Source organism: Phocaeicola sp. ICN-14070, from assembly GCF_037892625.1.
Lineage (GTDB): Bacteria > Bacteroidota > Bacteroidia > Bacteroidales > Bacteroidaceae > Phocaeicola > Phocaeicola plebeius.
In genome coordinates this window covers 1-16,506 of record NZ_JBBKBF010000016.1, presented here as the reverse complement: position 1 = coordinate 16,506, position 16,506 = coordinate 1, and the positions used below count along the sequence as shown (strand labels likewise).

The window sequence follows — 16,506 nt, the reverse complement described above, 5'->3', positions numbered from 1 at the left end:
CAAAGAAATGGGGCTTTTTATTCGAAAAAGTATAGAGGCTTTACAAGCAGAAGCCAAAGAAACTGGAAGTGGTACCCTTAAACGAGTACTAGGTCCTGTCAGCCTGGTAGCTCTTGGGGTAGGCGTAATCATCGGAGCCGGATTATTTTCAATAACGGGAACCGTAGCTGCTTCTTATACCGGACCAGCCATCACACTTTCCTTTATCATTGCAGCTATCGGCTGTTGTTTTGCCGGACTCTGTTATGCAGAATTTGCTTCCATGATTCCGGTATCTGGGAGTGCCTATACCTATTCCTACGCCACCATGGGAGAGCTTATTGCCTGGATTATCGGATGGGACTTAGTATTGGAATATACCGTAGCAGCTACCACAGTCAGTATCAGTTGGAGCCGCTACATGACCGTATTCCTGCAAGGAGTAGGCATTGAGCTACCCCATGCATTTACGGCATGTCCATGGGACGGGGGTATCGTCAACATTCCAGCCATGATTATCGTAGTTCTCATGAGCTTGATTTTGATGCGAGGCACCGCAGGAAGTTCTTTCTTTAACGGACTGATTGTCTTTCTGAAAATAGCAGTCATCCTGATTTTCGTAGTACTCGGTTGGCAGTTTATTCAAAATGACAACTATACCCCTTACATTCCAGCTAATACCGGTACATTGGGAGAGTTCGGAATTTCCGGCATTTTCCGTGGAGCAGCGATTGTCTTTTTTGCCTTTTTAGGATTCGATGCGGTAAGCACGGCAGCGCAGGAAACCAAAAATCCGAAACGGGATATGCCTATCGGTATTTTAGTATCCTTATTGGTCTGCACCATCTTATATATCCTCTTTGCACATGTCATGACAGGAGTAGCCCACTATACCGATTTCAGCGGACAGGTGGGAATTGCTCCGGTAGCTGTAGCCATTGAAAAGATGGGGCATCCCGATGCCACAGGCATCATACAACCCGCTTATCCTTGGTTGAACAAGGCTATCATCCTGGCTATTCTGTTCGGATATTGCTCGGTAATCATGGTCACCCTGCTCGGACAAAGCCGTGTATTCCTGAGCATGAGTCGCGACGGTCTTTTGCCACCGTTCTTCTCCAAAATCAACCAACGCTTCCGTACACCGGTACACAGCAACTGCCTGTTTATGGTAGTCGTCAGCCTGTTGGCGGGATTTATCCCGGCACAAGTAGCAGGTGAAATGACCAGTATCGGTACACTTCTGGCATTCACCTTAGTCTGTGCAGCCATCCTGATTGTACGCAAGACTATGCCCGATGTGCCCCGTGCCTTCAAGACTCCCTTCGTACCCTTCGTTCCAATTATGGGCATCCTCACCTGCTTGTGCATGATGAGCTTCCTGCCGGCCGATACATGGATACGCCTGGTGCTATGGATGCTTGTCGGATTGGATGTCTATGCTTCATACGGAATCCATCACAGCAAACTGGAGTATGGTCAAAAGCACCGTAAAGGAGATATTGTATTAAACCTGACGGGACTTATTTTGTCTATTCTGAGTGTGATTACCGGACTATGGCATCAGCAAACCGTAGGATGGGATGCAGACAAAACCCTGCTGACCATTTCTTTTGTGTTTGCCTTCACACACTGCGCTTTTTACATGTGGCGAATTTGGAAACACCCACACAATCGGGCCAAAATTTCTTAAAAGAAGTTATAAAAATCGTCAGGAACAGAAAAAACGAATAATAAACCACAACCAGCATATAAAAAAGCAGTTATTTTACAGCGATTTATACTATTATGGATAAGAATATATTTTACACGGCTATTCAGGCCGCCCTTGCTGCGGGAGCAGAAATTATGTCTGTCTATACAGACCCGAAAGCAGATTTTGAAATAGAAAAGAAAGCGGACAATTCTCCATTGACCATTGCCGACCGCAAGTCGCATGCAATTATAGCCCAAGCACTGACTGCGACTCCTTACCCCGTTTTGAGCGAAGAAGGAGCTAAAATTGCTCCAGAAGAAAGACAGCAATGGAAAGAATTGTGGGTAGTCGATCCATTAGACGGCACCAAGGAATTTATCAAACGTAACGGAGAATTTACCGTAAACATTGCCTATGTAAAGAATGGTTGTCCTGAAGCTGGAGTCATTTACATTCCGGTAAAGCAGGAACTTTATTTTGCCGACATTGAACTGGGAGCCTACAAAATCAAAGACATTACCGATATAGAAGCTTATCCGTCGCTGGATACACTGATGGAGCAAGCCGAACGTCTGCCGTATGCCAACCGGACAGACGATACATTTGTCATCGTAGCTTCACGCTCACACCTGACTCCCGAAACGGAAAATTACATCCATGAAATGCAGCAAAAACATGCACACGTGGAAACAATCTCCAAGGGTAGTTCGTTAAAGCTATGTCTCATTGCTGAAGGGAATGCCGACGTATATCCTCGTTTTGCTCCTACTATGGAGTGGGATACTGCAGCCGGACATGCTATTATACGTGCTTCCGGGAAGGAAGTATATCAGGCTGGAAAGAATGAACCGCTACAATACAATAAAACAGATCTGCTGAACCCCTGGTTCATTGCAGAATAACCCACTAATTTATGTCTATCGAGATTATCATCGTACTTCTTTCACTTGTGGCCATGCTGACCGCATTGATTATGGACAAGATGCGCCCGGGAATGATTCTGTTCTCGGTGGTTGTCATTTTCCTTTGTACGGGTATTCTTACCCCTAAAGAAATGCTGGAAGGCTTCAGCAACAAAGGTATGATTACCGTCGCCATGCTGTTTCTGGTAAGTGAAGGTGTCCGCCAGAGCGGTGCCTTGACTCAGCTTATCAAGAAACTGCTTCCTCAGGAAAAGACTTCCGTATTCAAGGCTCAAGTACGTATGTTGCCCAGTATTGCCTTCATTTCGGCATTTCTGAACAATACACCGGTTGTTGTCATTTTTGCCCCCATCATCAAACGCTGGGCCAACTATGTCAAGCTTCCGGCCACGTACTTCCTGATACCTCTTTCGTATGTAACGATTTTAGGAGGTATCTGTACCCTGATAGGAACTTCTACCAACCTGGTGGTACACAGCATGATTCTTGATGCGGGAATGAAAGGATTCAGCATGTTCGAATTAGGAAAGGTCGGTATCTTCATCGCACTAGCCGGTATCATCTATCTGTTTCTGTTTTCTAAGAAACTGCTACCAGCTAACCGCCCGGAAACGACGAATGAAGAAGATAGCGATTCCTCCCTACACCTTGTAGAAGCCGTTATCGGTCCCCGATTTCCGGGTATCAACAAAAGAGTTCGTGAATTTGATTTCAAGCGCCATTATGGAGCCGAAATCAAGGAACTTCGCCGTAGCGGACGTACCTATACCGATTTAAATGAAGTGAGCTTCCGAGAAGGAGATACACTGGTGGTACTAACCGACGACAGCTTTATCCAGACATGGGGAGAATCATCTGTCTTCCTGATGCTGGCCAACGGAAAGGAATACGAACCCGCCGGAAAAAAGAAGCGCTGGTTTACCCTTTTCCTGCTCTTGTTCATGATTGTGGGAGCCACCGTAGGCGAACTGCCAGGCATCGAGAAATACCTTCCTGAAGGCATCAAACTGGATATGTTCTTCTTCGTATCCATCACAACAGTTATTATGGCGTGGAGCAAGATTTTCCCTCCACAGAAGTATACCAAATATATTTCATGGGATATTCTGATTACGATTGCCTGTGCTTTCGCTATTAGTAAAGCCATGGAAAATTCAGGAGTAGCGGATTTATTGGCTGGATATATCATCAGCCTGAGTCACGATTATGGCCCCTACGTATTGCTGGCCGTACTATTTATCATTACGAACATCTTTACAGAGCTTATTACCAACAATGCAGCGGCCGCACTGGCTTTCCCCATCGCCTTGTCCCTTTCCACCCAGTTAGGTGTCAACCCGATGCCCTTCTTCGTGGTCATCTGTATGGCAGCCTCAGCCAGTTTCTCTACCCCTATCGGCTATCAGACCAACCTGATTGTACAAGGTATCGGGAACTACAAGTTCACCGACTTCGTCCGCATCGGATTACCGCTGAACATCATCACGTTCCTGATTTCCGTTTTCCTCATCCCGCTGATATGGCCGTTTTAAAACTGATTTAAATACGCTTTAATATATGAACAACCAAGAAACAAATCATATCTATCCGATATTCGACCGCATGTTAGGTCGTGCCGACAAAGAAGAATTGCTGAAACAACACGGACTCATGATCTGGTTTACCGGATTGAGTGGTTCTGGAAAGAGTACCATCGCCATTGCTCTGGAACGTGAACTGCAGCAGCGCGGTCTGCTGTGCCGTATTCTGGATGGCGACAACATCCGCAGCGGTATCAACAATAACTTAGGATTCTCGGCAGAAGACCGTGTAGAAAACATTCGCCGCATTGCAGAAGTCGGTAAGCTGTTCGTTGATACCGGCATCATCACTCTGGCTGCTTTTATCAGTCCCAACAATGAGATACGTGAAATGGCTGCCGGAATTATCGGAAAAGAGGATTTCTTAGAAATCTATGTCAGCACGCCATTAGAAGAATGTGAGCGTCGTGATGTAAAAGGTCTGTATGCCAAGGCACGCCGTGGAGAAATCAAAAACTTCACCGGTATCTCTGCCCCGTTCGAAGCGCCAGCCCATCCGGCTCTTTCGCTCGACACGTCGAAATTATCCCTTAAAGAATCTGTTGACCAGCTGCTCGACTTGATTCTTCCGAAAGTAATCAAAAAATAAACATATATAACCATGCAAGAAGAATACAATTTAAGCCACCTGAAAGAACTCGAAGCCGAGTCTATTCACATTATTCGTGAGGTGGCTGCCGAATTTGAAAATCCGGTAATGCTATACAGTATCGGAAAAGACTCATCCGTCATGGTCCGTCTGGCTGAAAAAGCCTTCGCTCCGGGAAAAGTACCTTTTCCACTGATGCACATCGACTCTAAATGGAAATTCAAGGAAATGATTCAGTTCCGTGATGAATATGCCAAAAAATACGGCTGGAACCTGATTGTAGAAAGTAACATGGAAGCTTTCAAGGCAGGCGTAGGCCCCTTCACTCACGGAAGTAAGGTACATACCGACCTGATGAAGACACAGGCCCTGCTTCATGCCCTCGACAAATATAAATTTGACGCTGCCTTCGGTGGCGCACGCCGCGACGAAGAGAAATCACGTGCCAAAGAACGTATCTTCTCTTTCCGCAACGAATTCCACCAGTGGGATCCTAAAAACCAGCGTCCGGAACTTTGGGACATCTACAATGCCCGTATCCGCAAAGGTGAAAGCATCCGTGTATTTCCATTGAGCAACTGGACAGAACTGGACATCTGGCAGTATATCCGCCTTGAAAATATTCCAATCGTACCGCTGTATTTCGCCAAAGAACGCCCGGTAGTCAATATGGACGGACAGTTGATTATGCCCGACGATGACCGTCTGCCGGAAAAATACCGCGACAAGATTGAAATGAAGAAAATCCGTTTCCGTACCTTAGGGTGCTGGCCGCTGACAGGAGCCATTGAAAGCGAAGCCGATACCATCGAAAAGATTGTAGAGGAAATGATGACTACCACCAAGAGTGAACGTACTACCCGTGTCATCGACTTCGACCAGGAAGCCAGTATGGAACAAAAGAAACGTGAAGGATATTTTTAATTACGCAACAACATGGAAGAATTAGATAAAAGTAAATCAGGCAACCCGATGGAAGGAGAAGCCAGAGGCAAGATGTCCATCGAAGAATTCCTGGCAAAAGATGAACAAAAAGACCTGCTCCGTTTCCTGACCGCAGGTTCAGTAGACGACGGTAAATCTACACTAATCGGTCGTCTGCTGTTCGATAGTAAGAAATTGTATGAAGACCAGCTCGACGCTTTGGAACGCGACAGCAAACGTATGGGAAATGCTGGTGAACACATCGACTATGCCCTGCTACTCGACGGACTGAAAGCTGAACGTGAACAAGGTATCACTATCGATGTAGCTTACCGTTATTTCTCTACCAACAACCGTAAATTCATCATTGCCGACACTCCGGGACACGAACAATACACCCGTAACATGATTACTGGTGGTTCTACCGCCAACTTGGCTGTCATCCTGGTTGATGCCCGCACCGGTGTCATCACGCAGACCCGCCGCCACACTTATCTGGTATCCCTGCTAGGTATCAAGCACGTGGTATTGGCTGTCAACAAGATGGACTTGGTAGACTACTCCAAAGATGTATTCGACAAGATTGTAGCCGAATATACCGCTTTCATCTCTCCATTAGGAGTTCCCGACGTACAGTGCATTCCGCTTTCAGCCCTTGAAGGTGACAATGTAGTAGAAAAATCAGACCGTACTCCATGGTACGAAGGTCCAGCCTTGCTGGAATTCCTTGAAACCGTACACATCGGTAACGACCATAACCTGAACGATTTCCGCTATCCAGTACAATATGTACTCCGCCCGAACCTCGACTTCCGTGGTTTCTGTGGAAAAGTGGCTTCCGGCGTCATCCGCAAAGGTGATGAAGTAGTAGCTCTTCCTTCCGGCAAACGTTCTCACGTGAAGAGTATCGTGACCTATGACGGCGAACTCGACTACGCCTTCCCGCCTATGTCTGTAACCCTGACACTGGAAGACGAAATCGATGTATCCCGTGGTGAAATGCTGGTACACCCGGACAGCATGCCGTTGGTTGGACGTAACTTCGAAGCCATGCTCGTATGGATGGACGAAGAAAAGATGGACATGGAAAAATCTTTCTTCCTGAAACAGACCACCAATACCAGCCGTACCCGTATCGACAGCATCAAATACAAGGTAGATATCAACACCATGGAACACCTGTCAGTAGAAAACGGACGTCTGACCAAGGAAGATGTTCCTATGCAGCTCAACCAGATTGCCCATGTGGTACTGACTTCTTCCAAGGAGTTATTCTTCGACCCATATACAAAGAACAAAGCTACCGGTGCCTTCATCCTGATTGACCCGATTACCAACAACACCAGTGCAGTAGGTATGATTATCAATCAGGTGGCCGACAAAGACATGCACAACCAGATGGAACTGCCTGTCCTCAATCTGCCGAAACTGGGAATCGCTCCAGAACACTACGATGCCATTAAACGTGCCGTAAAAGAACTGGAACGTCAAGGTATCGCAATTGAATTAAAAGTTTAATTGACAAGTTGAGTTTTTCAACTGTCAATTGCCAATTATTAATTATCAATTAAAAGAAATGGGATTACTTGAATTCAATAAACTCCCCATCAATACTTTAGTGGGAGCCGACTGGAAAACCTTCAACCAGATAACCGCTGGTCGTACCATCGATCCAGCGTATAAAGGAAAATACCGCCTGACCAAGGCCGTATGTCGCCTGTTATCTACGCTGGCTCCCCTACAGGACAGACGTTACGAAAAGCTGTTGGCCGACAAGCCGCTGGAACATGATCCGGTATTTATCCTCGGACACTGGCGTAGCGGAACCACATTCATGCACAACGTATTCTCCTGCGACAAGCACTTCGGCTATAATACTACCTATCAAACAGTATTCCCGCACCTGATGATGTGGGGGCAGCCTTTCTTCAAAAAGAACATGAGCTGGCTGATGCCGGACAAACGCCCGACAGACAACATGGAACTGGCCGTAGACCTTCCGCAAGAAGAAGAATTTGCCTTGGCTAACATGATGCCCTACACGTACTATAACTTCTGGTTCCTGCCTAAACACATGCAGGAATATGCAGATAAGTACCTGTTGTTCGATGATATCAGCGATGCCGAATTGAAAGTGTTTGAAGAAACCTTTACCAAACTCATCAAGATTTCTTTGTGGAACACCCACGGTACACAGTTCCTCAGCAAAAATCCACCGCATACCGGACGTGTGAAAGAGCTGGTAAAAATGTTCCCCAATGCTAAATTCATCTACCTGATGCGTAACCCGTACACCGTATTTGAATCAACACGCAGCTTCTTCACCAACACCATTCAACCGCTGAAATTGCAGGACATCAGCAACGAAGAACTGCAAGAGAACATCCTTTCGGTTTATGCCAAATTGTACCACAAGTACGAAGCCGACAAGAAGTTCATTCCGGAAGGCAACCTGGTAGAAGTCCGCTTTGAAGACTACGAAACCAATGCATTTGACATGACGCAGGAAATCTACCAAAAACTGCAGATTCCAGGCTTTGAAGACGCTCGTGCCGACATCGAAGCTTATGTCAATAAAAAGAAAGGTTACAAGAAAAACAAATACCAATACAAGCCTGAGACGGTAGAACTGGTGGAAAAGAACTGGTCGTTCGCCTTGGAGCAGTGGGGATATAAATTGTAAATATTTAATCATAATAAAGAGAGTGTGTCAAAACTAAAATGACTACTTCTCAAAGTTACAGATTATAACTAATAATATTTAAAAGGGTCGTATCAAACTTTGTATTGAGTAATAATACGGCCCTTTCTTTAGTCTTTCAGGATGCTCAAATTTCAAATTATAAGTTCATATGCCATCTTATTAGGTAAAGACATTTACTGAATATCCCTCTTTAATAATGTTCCAACAGAGATATTATTCTCCCTATAATTTTCTACATTCAATAATCTGTTGATGAACTGACGAACAGTATCTACATGTACATTTTCTACTACGACATTACGAATCGGCAATCGTGCATCTCCTTTCAAATCATAAATAACATCAGTTGACCGACAATGAATGTTTTTTACATGAATATTATCTATTTTAGTAATACGAGTTTCATAAGTTGGAACTAAGTCTTTCCACTGATATAAAACCTCTGAATCAATTTCAAATGTACGCAACATATCTCCCGCTTCAATGTTTTCTATATAAATATTCTCTATAAATCCTCCTCGCCGATGATTTGTCTTCAGAAAGAGTAAGCGATGAACCTCCCTAGGAGCGTTACAATCAGTCATATAAATATTACGTATTCCACCAGAAATTTCACTTCCAATTCCTAACAACGTATGTCCATTAAGAATATCACAATTTCGAATTACAATATTTTCACAAGGAGTATGCAAACGCCATGCATCTTGGTTACGTCCAGCCTTTATAACTACAGCATCGTCTCCTTGGTCAAATCGACAATTCTCAATCAGAAAATTTCGACTCATTTCTAAATCTATACCATCATTATTATGACCATGCGCTTGCACGTCAAGTCGACGAACGAGCCCACTGTTACACATATACAAATGAATAGTCCAAAAAGGGCTTTGGCGGATATGAAAATCTTCCAGCAATATATTTCTACAGCGGTTGAAGTGAATCAGATGAGGACGAAGATTGTTTTCACCTTTTGCCATTTGCCGTTGTTCCACGTGAACACCAGTTGATCCCATAGCATATAACTGTTTCAATGCATCTAAGTGAGCTTTCGGTCGTTTAAACCAAATACGCCAAGTATCCATAACAGGAGAAAGGATTCCTTTTCCTGAAATACCTATGTTCTCACATTCAAAGGCATAAATCAAAGGAGAATAATTATAACATTCCAATCCCTCCCAAGAAGTCATGACTGCTGGAAGATAATCATCAGGATTATCTGAGAATCTAATAATAGCTCCTTCTTCCAAATAAAGATTTACATTGCTTTTCAAATGTATAGGACCTGTTTTCCACTCTCCAGAAGGAACTATAACCCTTCCACCACCTGCCCGATGACAAACTTCGATAGCTTTGGCAAAAGCCCGTGTATTAAACAATATACTTCCCTTCTTAGCACCATATTGAGTTATAGGAAAATCTTGATCAGGAAATATACACATACGAACAGAGTCCATTGGAAAAGGGGCTTCCACTTTTACAAACTTTAAATGTACTTTAGACACTTTTTGTGCAACAGCCTGATATGATAAAATTACAGCCCCCAAAAGAAATATAATCTTAAGCCTTATTATTATTTCATTCATATTTATTTCTAAAACTTAGACAAAAAAACTAGTACTCAACACTATACAGAATCATTGCATAACAGAAAATTATTACAAGAAAATTCTCTTTAAAATCAATTGATCTAAAATTATCCCCTCATCAAGTGCCTTTATTTCCAGACAATGATTTTCAAGTTCTGATGAAATTGGCAAGACAACTCTCCGATATGCCTGATTACGCAACACATTCTCTTTCCATTCTTCACTGCGCCCCTTTGTTTCATAATGAATAGGAGAAGTCTCCTTCCCATCCAAAGTTACAGTAAAGCGTAAATGTTCTCCTTCTACCGGATGAGAGGGTAAAAAATAAAGTTCAATACCTATTGAATCTGAGTTTATCTTCAGGAAATTAAAATTAATACCCTTACCTTTAGGTATATTTACGGTCTTTCCTTCATATCCCAATCCTTCACAAGGAATAAAACTACCAGAATTACATTCCGAAGCATTCCACATACAAACGATATCACTTCTTTCTTCTTTCATAGATTTTGAAAGTGAAACGCGTTTCACTTTTTCAAAAACAGACAAATTACGGGGTTTAAAATCCATCATATAATTCCACTTCCCATTATTCTGTATACCCACATTATAAATCTGAGTCAATGACACAATGCTATCATAAGCCGCATCACTCTTATCCCACCCCATTTCACCGTGACGTGCAAACTGAGCAAAAATCATCTTCTTATTCATCTCGGCAGCACTTTGTACAGGATATTTTACCAATTGAAAAAACGCATCCTTTCGATTATCTGGAATTTGAGAGTTTATTATTTGAACCTTATCCGAAAGTTTGTTGTAATCTTCCACACGCTGCTTAAGATAAGCCGAACTCCAGGACAAATCCTTTACCGTCTGAAAATATTCAGAATTACGATACTCTTCTACGCGGGTATTTCCCATAAACTCAGGCTTCCTAATATAAGCCAAACGATAATGTTCATTCATGACAGGACATAATGTTTTACCTATTGATTCGCCGAACTCCCTTTTTAAAAAACTTTCTAAATGAGCCCCAACTCCACCTTTTGCAACTTTTTCTATATCCCAAGCCATATCCAAGAACAATTCTATTTGATATTCTGCAGGTTTAATATCACCCACATTGAGAATCCACATTTTTTGTATTCCACGGTCATAAGCTAATTTCATTTGCTGGAAAAGCAGGTAAGGACTGAATATACCTAACCAAAGATAATCGTGGGGACGCCCCCAGTAAGAAACATGATAATACACACCATTACCACCTTTTCTGGCACGTTCCTCAACTGTTGGGAAATGACGAATATACCCATAATTATCATCACACCACATTAAAGTCACATCTTCAGGGACTTGCAATCCTGAATTGTATATATCTAGCACTTCTTTATATGGAATAAAAACTTGCGGCACCTTTGTAATGTCCGGATTAACATATTTCTGCAATAATGTTCTTTGATCAACTAATACACGCTCCAGCACCTTACGTTGTTCTTCTACGGTTTTTGCTCCATTCATTTGTCCGTCATGTACCCCACGCATACCTATTGTATAAAGAATATCTTGTTTTGAGATCTCCTTAACACGTTCCTCCCAGAATTTATATACCTCATTGGGATTGTTTACATAATCATACTCCCCCTTTCCCCGTCTGTACCACTCCACAGCAGTACTTGAAGCCATAGGCTCACAATGAGACCCTCCAATATAAATGCCGTATTTCTCGGCCATCTCCCGGTTTCCTTCCGTAAGGAAAAAAGGCTCCGTACACTCATGCATGGCCGGCCAATAATAATTGGCACGTAAGCGAAGCATCAATTCAAAGATTCTTTCGTTAGTGCGTGGTCCGATTCTTCCAGATTTATACCAGGGCTCATAATTTAAACTGCTCCATTGCATCAAGCCCCAGTCTTCATCATTTATAAAAATTCCTCGATATTCAACGGATGGTGATTGAACCATCTCAAAATTTTCCGGAAGTTCAAAAAAATCTCTTTTTCTTGGAGTCACATCAGCCCACCACTCCCAAGGGGAAACACCTATCATACGAGAGAGCTCCATAATACCATAAGCAGTACCATGCCTGTCACTTCCTACTACTAACAATTTACTGTCTGGCAATACCTTTATCATGAAGCCCTGCTTTTTCCCTTCTAAGGAAGAAAGGTCTACTTGCAAAGATGTCATCAAAGGATTATTCTTACCCATAGTAGCCACAATGATGTTTCCTTGGGATTCTGAGATTCGAACACTATCAGAAAAAACATTCCTATAATCACGTTTAAACAACTCTAATGCCTGCCATACCACATTTTTCTCGTTTGGATTACAAGCTACATTTATAGGATTTCCGGTAGATATTTTAAATTGCGCCCATAAAAATTGGGTTATGATACACATAAATAAAGTAAGAATGTATTTTTTCATCGTTATTCCTCCTCAAAATATAAAATTTGATTGATGCTTACACAAGTTCCTTTACTGCCATAAACCCGTTTGGTTTTGTCTGACCAAACCGGCCGAATGCCTGTAACTTCTACAGAAATAGTATATTCTCCTTTTTCCATCACAGGAGTAATAACACGGATTGCCATCTCTGGATATTTACTATAGAAATCTATTAAAGAACTGTATACGGTATCCCTTTTCTCATTTATTACATTTACCCGAGCATACCCTCCCAAAGGAGTAGACTCTCCTATGATAGCAGCTCGTGTTCCTCGAAACGAAGCCGATAATACACTTCCTTTCGCATCTGACTCCATTTTATCTTTGGTAATATGCCAGCAACTATCAGCGTAAATCTGCTTTTTCTCTATTTGTAAACTACCGCTCAACGGATTTACAGGCTTAAGCTCATTAATATCCCAGGCTTGCCAATATTCAGGTATGGATATTTTAGTGCCTTCTACCTGCAAAGGCATCCATACATACGTTGCAGCAGAGGCCTGATGAGGATACGACCAACGGTCTCCCATAAACATAGGTATAGTATCATTACCGCATTTCAGTAGGAATACAAATGTAGTTTGCGAATTGTAGGTCAGTTTGCCTTCCGGACAGAACAGTCCTTGTTTCGTCCAAGGACCTTCTATTTGGGGAGCCGTGAAATAAAAGTTGTCATTCTTCTCCCAACTGGTCAGGTTTGAGGTAAGCATGAAATAGACACCGTTCTTTTTGAACATGGCCGGTGATTCACCCATGCCTTTAATGTGAGCCACTTCAGCCTCTATCGAACGGTAATCATCACTTAACCGATAAACAGGGCCATGATGAATCAGTAAATATCCTTTTCCATCGGCGTCCTGAAAAGTTCCCATATCCCAGCGTTTTACCGGTTGTCCCTTATATAGCAACGGTCCCTGCAACTGATAGTCACCTGCAATCGTTTTGCAAGTAGCTAAACCAATATAAGGGTCTTTGTATCCCATATCATCGGCATGCATCAGCATGATATACTCGCCCGTTTTAGGGCATTTCATTACTTTTACACGCTCACCTACGCGATTGGGACCGAGGATGCCATCGGGTTGGACTTTAAGAACAATATTCTCGAATTTCCAGTTTACAAGGTCATCCGAAGAATAACATGAGAAACCGGGGAAAGCGTTACTTTTGTCCGATTTCCATTCTCCGAAAAGATAATATCTTCCGTTTTCTTCCACAATGCAAGCGCCATGCGCATTGACAATATTTCCCTTGTCATCAAACCATGGAATACCATTGATTACTAAATTGTTTTGAGCTGTGGCTGTTCCTGCGTTCAATAAGAGGAACAACAAGAATGGTAAATATTTCATCATATTCTTTTATTTTTTCATTGGTAATTAAGATACTAATAGTCCGTTCTAATCATTGATATCTGAACCATAGACTAAAATTTATACTTCCCGTTTTAAAGATATAGCTTTTTATTTCAAAGAAGTTTTTAATGAGAATTTTTCTTTCAAATCAGCAGAACTAATTTTCAGCTTCACATTGCTGGGAATCTTCGTGCTTCGGAGAATGATTTGCATTCTTCCCTGATACATTCGTTTGGAAGTTATACCATGAAAGAGTTCGTCCGTATAATGATCCCCGTTATCCAATGCCACCAACTGTGCCGCCCCTTCCATTTGTAAAGTAAGCGGCTCGTTGTAGTCCCATACCGGACGACCTTTTTTGTCTATGGCCGTCACGTTTATATATTGTAAGTCCATACCGTCTGCCTTCCAGTCCGTCGGCGTTTCCGCCTCAATCCGGAGTGCCACAGCCTTTCCGGCAGTTTCGATACGATGACGAGCCACTTCTTTGCCCGACTTGTCACGAGCTATTGCTACCACAGAACCACCATTGCCATAAGGGACATCCTTCCAATAAATCATATTACGCAGGTTTGCCTGTGTTGTATCGTTTTGCTGAACTCCCATGCTTTGACCGTTTACCAACAACTCTACAGAATGTGCATTAGTGAAGGTAAAGAGTGACTGTCTGCTGCCCGGGATATGGTTCCAGCACTCGTTCAGTACCATGCGTCCCACTATGACGTCATTCCAGCTGATGCTTTCCATCCCCGCCGCATCGACCACGCCGATATGCACTTCGGGAACTTCCGGCATGAAAGCAGATTTAATAAGGTAAGCTTGGGGATAGGGGCGCATGGTATGGTCAAAGAAGGAGTAGTTCCAGCCTTTCTTGGGCCATTTGTTGGATTCTCCCCAATACTCGGCGGAGCCCCAATAGGCCATGCCCACCGTCCGTTTTCTGTCCATATTATAATAAGGCTGTAACAGATTACTGGTTTCAGCCTCACTTTGAAACAGGATAAGGTCTGGTTGGTATTTCAAATAAGCGTCATATTTGTCCGACTGGTAATTGAACGATGCCACTTCTGTGGCGCAAGCCAGTTCGGGCGGTACCAAATAGTCGTTGAACTCCTTGTCGTGCCGAGTTATAGCTCCCGCACGGGCGGGGAACATGGCTACAGTGGTGAGACGTGTATGATCCCATCTCTTTACCAGCTGGTTGAATATGTTATAGGTAGTGATTCCCCAATCGTTAGTTCCTTCGAAGCCTGCCCATCCTTCACGAATCTGAAGCTCGTTTCCCAAGCTCCACAAAATGATGGACGGACGGTTACGATCGCGTTTGATCCATTCTGTTATCAGTTTGTGCCAGATATGTGTGAACGGCTGACGTCCGCCCCAATAGTCATTGTCACTCCATTTGTCCGTCAGTTCGTCCACCACCAGCATTCCTACACGGTCTGCAATGCGGGCAAAACTGTCACTGTACGGATTATGTGAGCAGCGGATACAGTTGTAACCGAAGGATTTGAGTTGCAGCATCATGCGTTCGATGGCCTTGTCGTAACTAGCGGCTCCCAGTGCGCCCAGATCATGATGGTTGGCATTGCCCTGCAGGAATATCTTCTTCCTGTTGAGTTTGAAACCGAACTCCGGTGAGAATTCCAGACTGCGGATACCGAACTGTTCGGTCAAGCTGTCCACCACCATACCGTCTGCCGTCACTACCACTTCAGCATTGTAGAGCTGTGGTAACTCACATGACCAAAGCTGTGGATTTTCCAGAGTAAGCGTCGGTAACTTCACTTCCGTGCAGGTTTGGTGCGTATGTTCGGGCATATCGGATTGCACGGAACCCACGATGACACCTTCTGGATTGCGGAGGGTGGCCCGTACCCGTACATCATGCTTTTGCCAGCCGTCCACCTCTACCTGTACGGCTACCGTTGCCCGGGAGGAGGAAACCTCGGGGGTGGTGATATACACTCCGTGGCGGGCGATGTGTGTGGGATTCTGCACCTGCAGATATACATCACGGAACAGACCGCCTCCCGTGTACCAGCGTGAACCTTTCTTGGGACCAGTAGAAGCATAAACGGCTACCACGTTTTCTCCGTCGTGACTCAGATAGGGGGTAAGGTCCGCTTCAAGCCCCACATATCCATAATCTGTTGAGGCTATTTTTGTACCGTTCAGATAGACATCGCCCAGATAAATGATACCTCCGAAATCCAGAATTACCCGTTTCCCTTTCCACGACGGATCGGTAGGGAAAGACTTGCGGTACCATCCTTCGCACATGGGTTTGAATCCGCGTGCACCTCCACCGCTTTCAGTCCAGGGTTGTTCGAACTGGAAATCATGAGGAAGGTCTAGAGTACGCCAGGAAGAGTCATCCAAAGCAGGTGAGGCAAAATTGGTATTTTTATTCTCGTTTGTAACCAATTGGAATTTCCAGCCAAAGTTAAAAAGAACTTTCTGCTGTGATGCAAAATTTTCCAAAGGTACATTGACTAGAGGGGCTTTTTCCTGTGTTTTCTGATATTGGGCTGTTACTCCGGCAGGAGCAAGCATCAAGAAGAAAGTGATAATGATGTTTTTCATTTGATATATTATTACACTACTGTCCCGTAAAAGTGGATAAATAGTTCTTGTAACCATTCTATTTTCCGCCATGACAATTTTATCGGCTGTTTTTCAGCCGATAAAATAAAAATGTCCGCAAGAAAATAGTTTA

Annotated in this window: 11 protein-coding genes; 7 read left to right on the top strand and 4 right to left on the bottom strand. The window is 43.5% G+C overall.

Going from position 1 to position 16,506, the window contains the following annotated elements:
* The first annotated feature begins 7 nt into the window (after positions 1–7).
* The 7 genes from WKT20_RS06595 (at position 8) to WKT20_RS06565 (ending at position 8,374) form a co-directional block, all read left to right on the top strand.
* Entirely contained in the window at positions 8–1,672 is a 1,665-nt protein-coding gene (locus WKT20_RS06595) for an amino acid permease (protein ID WP_340417062.1), read from the top strand.
* A 95-nt stretch (positions 1,673–1,767) separates the two neighbouring features.
* Entirely contained in the window at positions 1,768–2,577 is an 810-nt protein-coding gene (cysQ, locus tag WKT20_RS06590) for a 3'(2'),5'-bisphosphate nucleotidase CysQ (RefSeq protein WP_340417061.1), read from the top strand.
* An 11-nt stretch (positions 2,578–2,588) separates the two neighbouring features.
* Positions 2,589–4,130 (top strand): SLC13 family permease, encoded by a 1,542-nt coding sequence (locus tag WKT20_RS06585; protein WP_117701733.1) that lies wholly within the window; start codon positions 2,589–2,591, stop codon positions 4,128–4,130.
* Between the two features lie 25 nt (positions 4,131–4,155).
* Complete coding sequence (gene cysC / locus WKT20_RS06580) at positions 4,156–4,767, top strand: adenylyl-sulfate kinase (RefSeq protein WP_022054053.1); 612 nt, start codon at positions 4,156–4,158, stop codon at positions 4,765–4,767.
* Positions 4,768–4,779: 12 nt separating this feature from the next.
* On the top strand, positions 4,780–5,691 hold the full coding sequence (cysD, locus tag WKT20_RS06575; protein WP_007559812.1) for a sulfate adenylyltransferase subunit CysD: 912 nt from the start codon (positions 4,780–4,782) through the stop codon (positions 5,689–5,691).
* A gap of 72 nt (positions 5,692–5,763) precedes the next feature.
* A complete protein-coding gene (gene cysN, locus WKT20_RS06570) occupies positions 5,764–7,209 on the top strand; it encodes a sulfate adenylyltransferase subunit CysN (protein WP_445323267.1) in 1,446 nt (481 codons plus the stop codon).
* Positions 7,210–7,267: 58 nt separating this feature from the next.
* Positions 7,268–8,374 (top strand): sulfotransferase family protein, encoded by a 1,107-nt coding sequence (locus WKT20_RS06565; RefSeq protein ID WP_118441666.1) that lies wholly within the window; start codon positions 7,268–7,270, stop codon positions 8,372–8,374.
* Between the two features lie 194 nt (positions 8,375–8,568).
* On the opposite strand, the gene WKT20_RS06560 is transcribed toward WKT20_RS06565, so the two are convergent.
* From WKT20_RS06560 to WKT20_RS06545, 4 genes are all read right to left on the bottom strand, one after another.
* A complete protein-coding gene (locus WKT20_RS06560; protein WP_340417059.1) occupies positions 8,569–9,978 on the bottom strand; it encodes an alpha-d-galacturonidase in 1,410 nt (469 codons plus the stop codon).
* A gap of 72 nt (positions 9,979–10,050) precedes the next feature.
* A complete protein-coding gene (locus tag WKT20_RS06555) occupies positions 10,051–12,411 on the bottom strand; it encodes a glycosyl hydrolase 115 family protein (RefSeq protein ID WP_340417058.1) in 2,361 nt (786 codons plus the stop codon).
* 2 nt (positions 12,412–12,413) lie between these two features.
* Positions 12,414–13,787 (bottom strand): family 43 glycosylhydrolase, encoded by a 1,374-nt coding sequence (locus WKT20_RS06550; RefSeq protein WP_340417057.1) that lies wholly within the window; start codon positions 13,785–13,787, stop codon positions 12,414–12,416.
* A 108-nt stretch (positions 13,788–13,895) separates the two neighbouring features.
* The gene (locus WKT20_RS06545; protein WP_340417056.1) at positions 13,896–16,373 is read right to left on the bottom strand and encodes a glycoside hydrolase family 2 TIM barrel-domain containing protein; all 2,478 of its coding nucleotides are present in this window, start codon (positions 16,371–16,373) and stop codon (positions 13,896–13,898) included.
* Positions 16,374–16,506 lie beyond the last annotated feature (133 nt).

Excerpts from the sequence above, each read along its gene's own strand:
- WKT20_RS06595 (WP_340417062.1), top strand. The coding sequence starts at position 8 with ATGGGGCTTTTTATTCGAAAAAGTATAGAGGCTTTACAAGCAGAAGCC.
- cysQ (WP_340417061.1), top strand. The coding sequence starts at position 1,768 with ATGGATAAGAATATATTTTACACGGCTATTCAGGCCGCCCTTGCTGCG.
- WKT20_RS06585 (WP_117701733.1), top strand. The coding sequence starts at position 2,589 with ATGTCTATCGAGATTATCATCGTACTTCTTTCACTTGTGGCCATGCTG.
- cysC (WP_022054053.1), top strand. The coding sequence starts at position 4,156 with ATGAACAACCAAGAAACAAATCATATCTATCCGATATTCGACCGCATG.
- cysD (WP_007559812.1), top strand. The coding sequence starts at position 4,780 with ATGCAAGAAGAATACAATTTAAGCCACCTGAAAGAACTCGAAGCCGAG.
- cysN (WP_445323267.1), top strand. The coding sequence starts at position 5,764 with ATGTCCATCGAAGAATTCCTGGCAAAAGATGAACAAAAAGACCTGCTC.
- WKT20_RS06565 (WP_118441666.1), top strand. The coding sequence starts at position 7,268 with ATGGGATTACTTGAATTCAATAAACTCCCCATCAATACTTTAGTGGGA.
- WKT20_RS06560 (WP_340417059.1), bottom strand. The coding sequence starts at position 9,978 with ATGAATGAAATAATAATAAGGCTTAAGATTATATTTCTTTTGGGGGCT.
- WKT20_RS06555 (WP_340417058.1), bottom strand. The coding sequence starts at position 12,411 with ATGAAAAAATACATTCTTACTTTATTTATGTGTATCATAACCCAATTT.
- WKT20_RS06550 (WP_340417057.1), bottom strand. The coding sequence starts at position 13,787 with ATGATGAAATATTTACCATTCTTGTTGTTCCTCTTATTGAACGCAGGA.
- WKT20_RS06545 (WP_340417056.1), bottom strand. The coding sequence starts at position 16,373 with ATGAAAAACATCATTATCACTTTCTTCTTGATGCTTGCTCCTGCCGGA.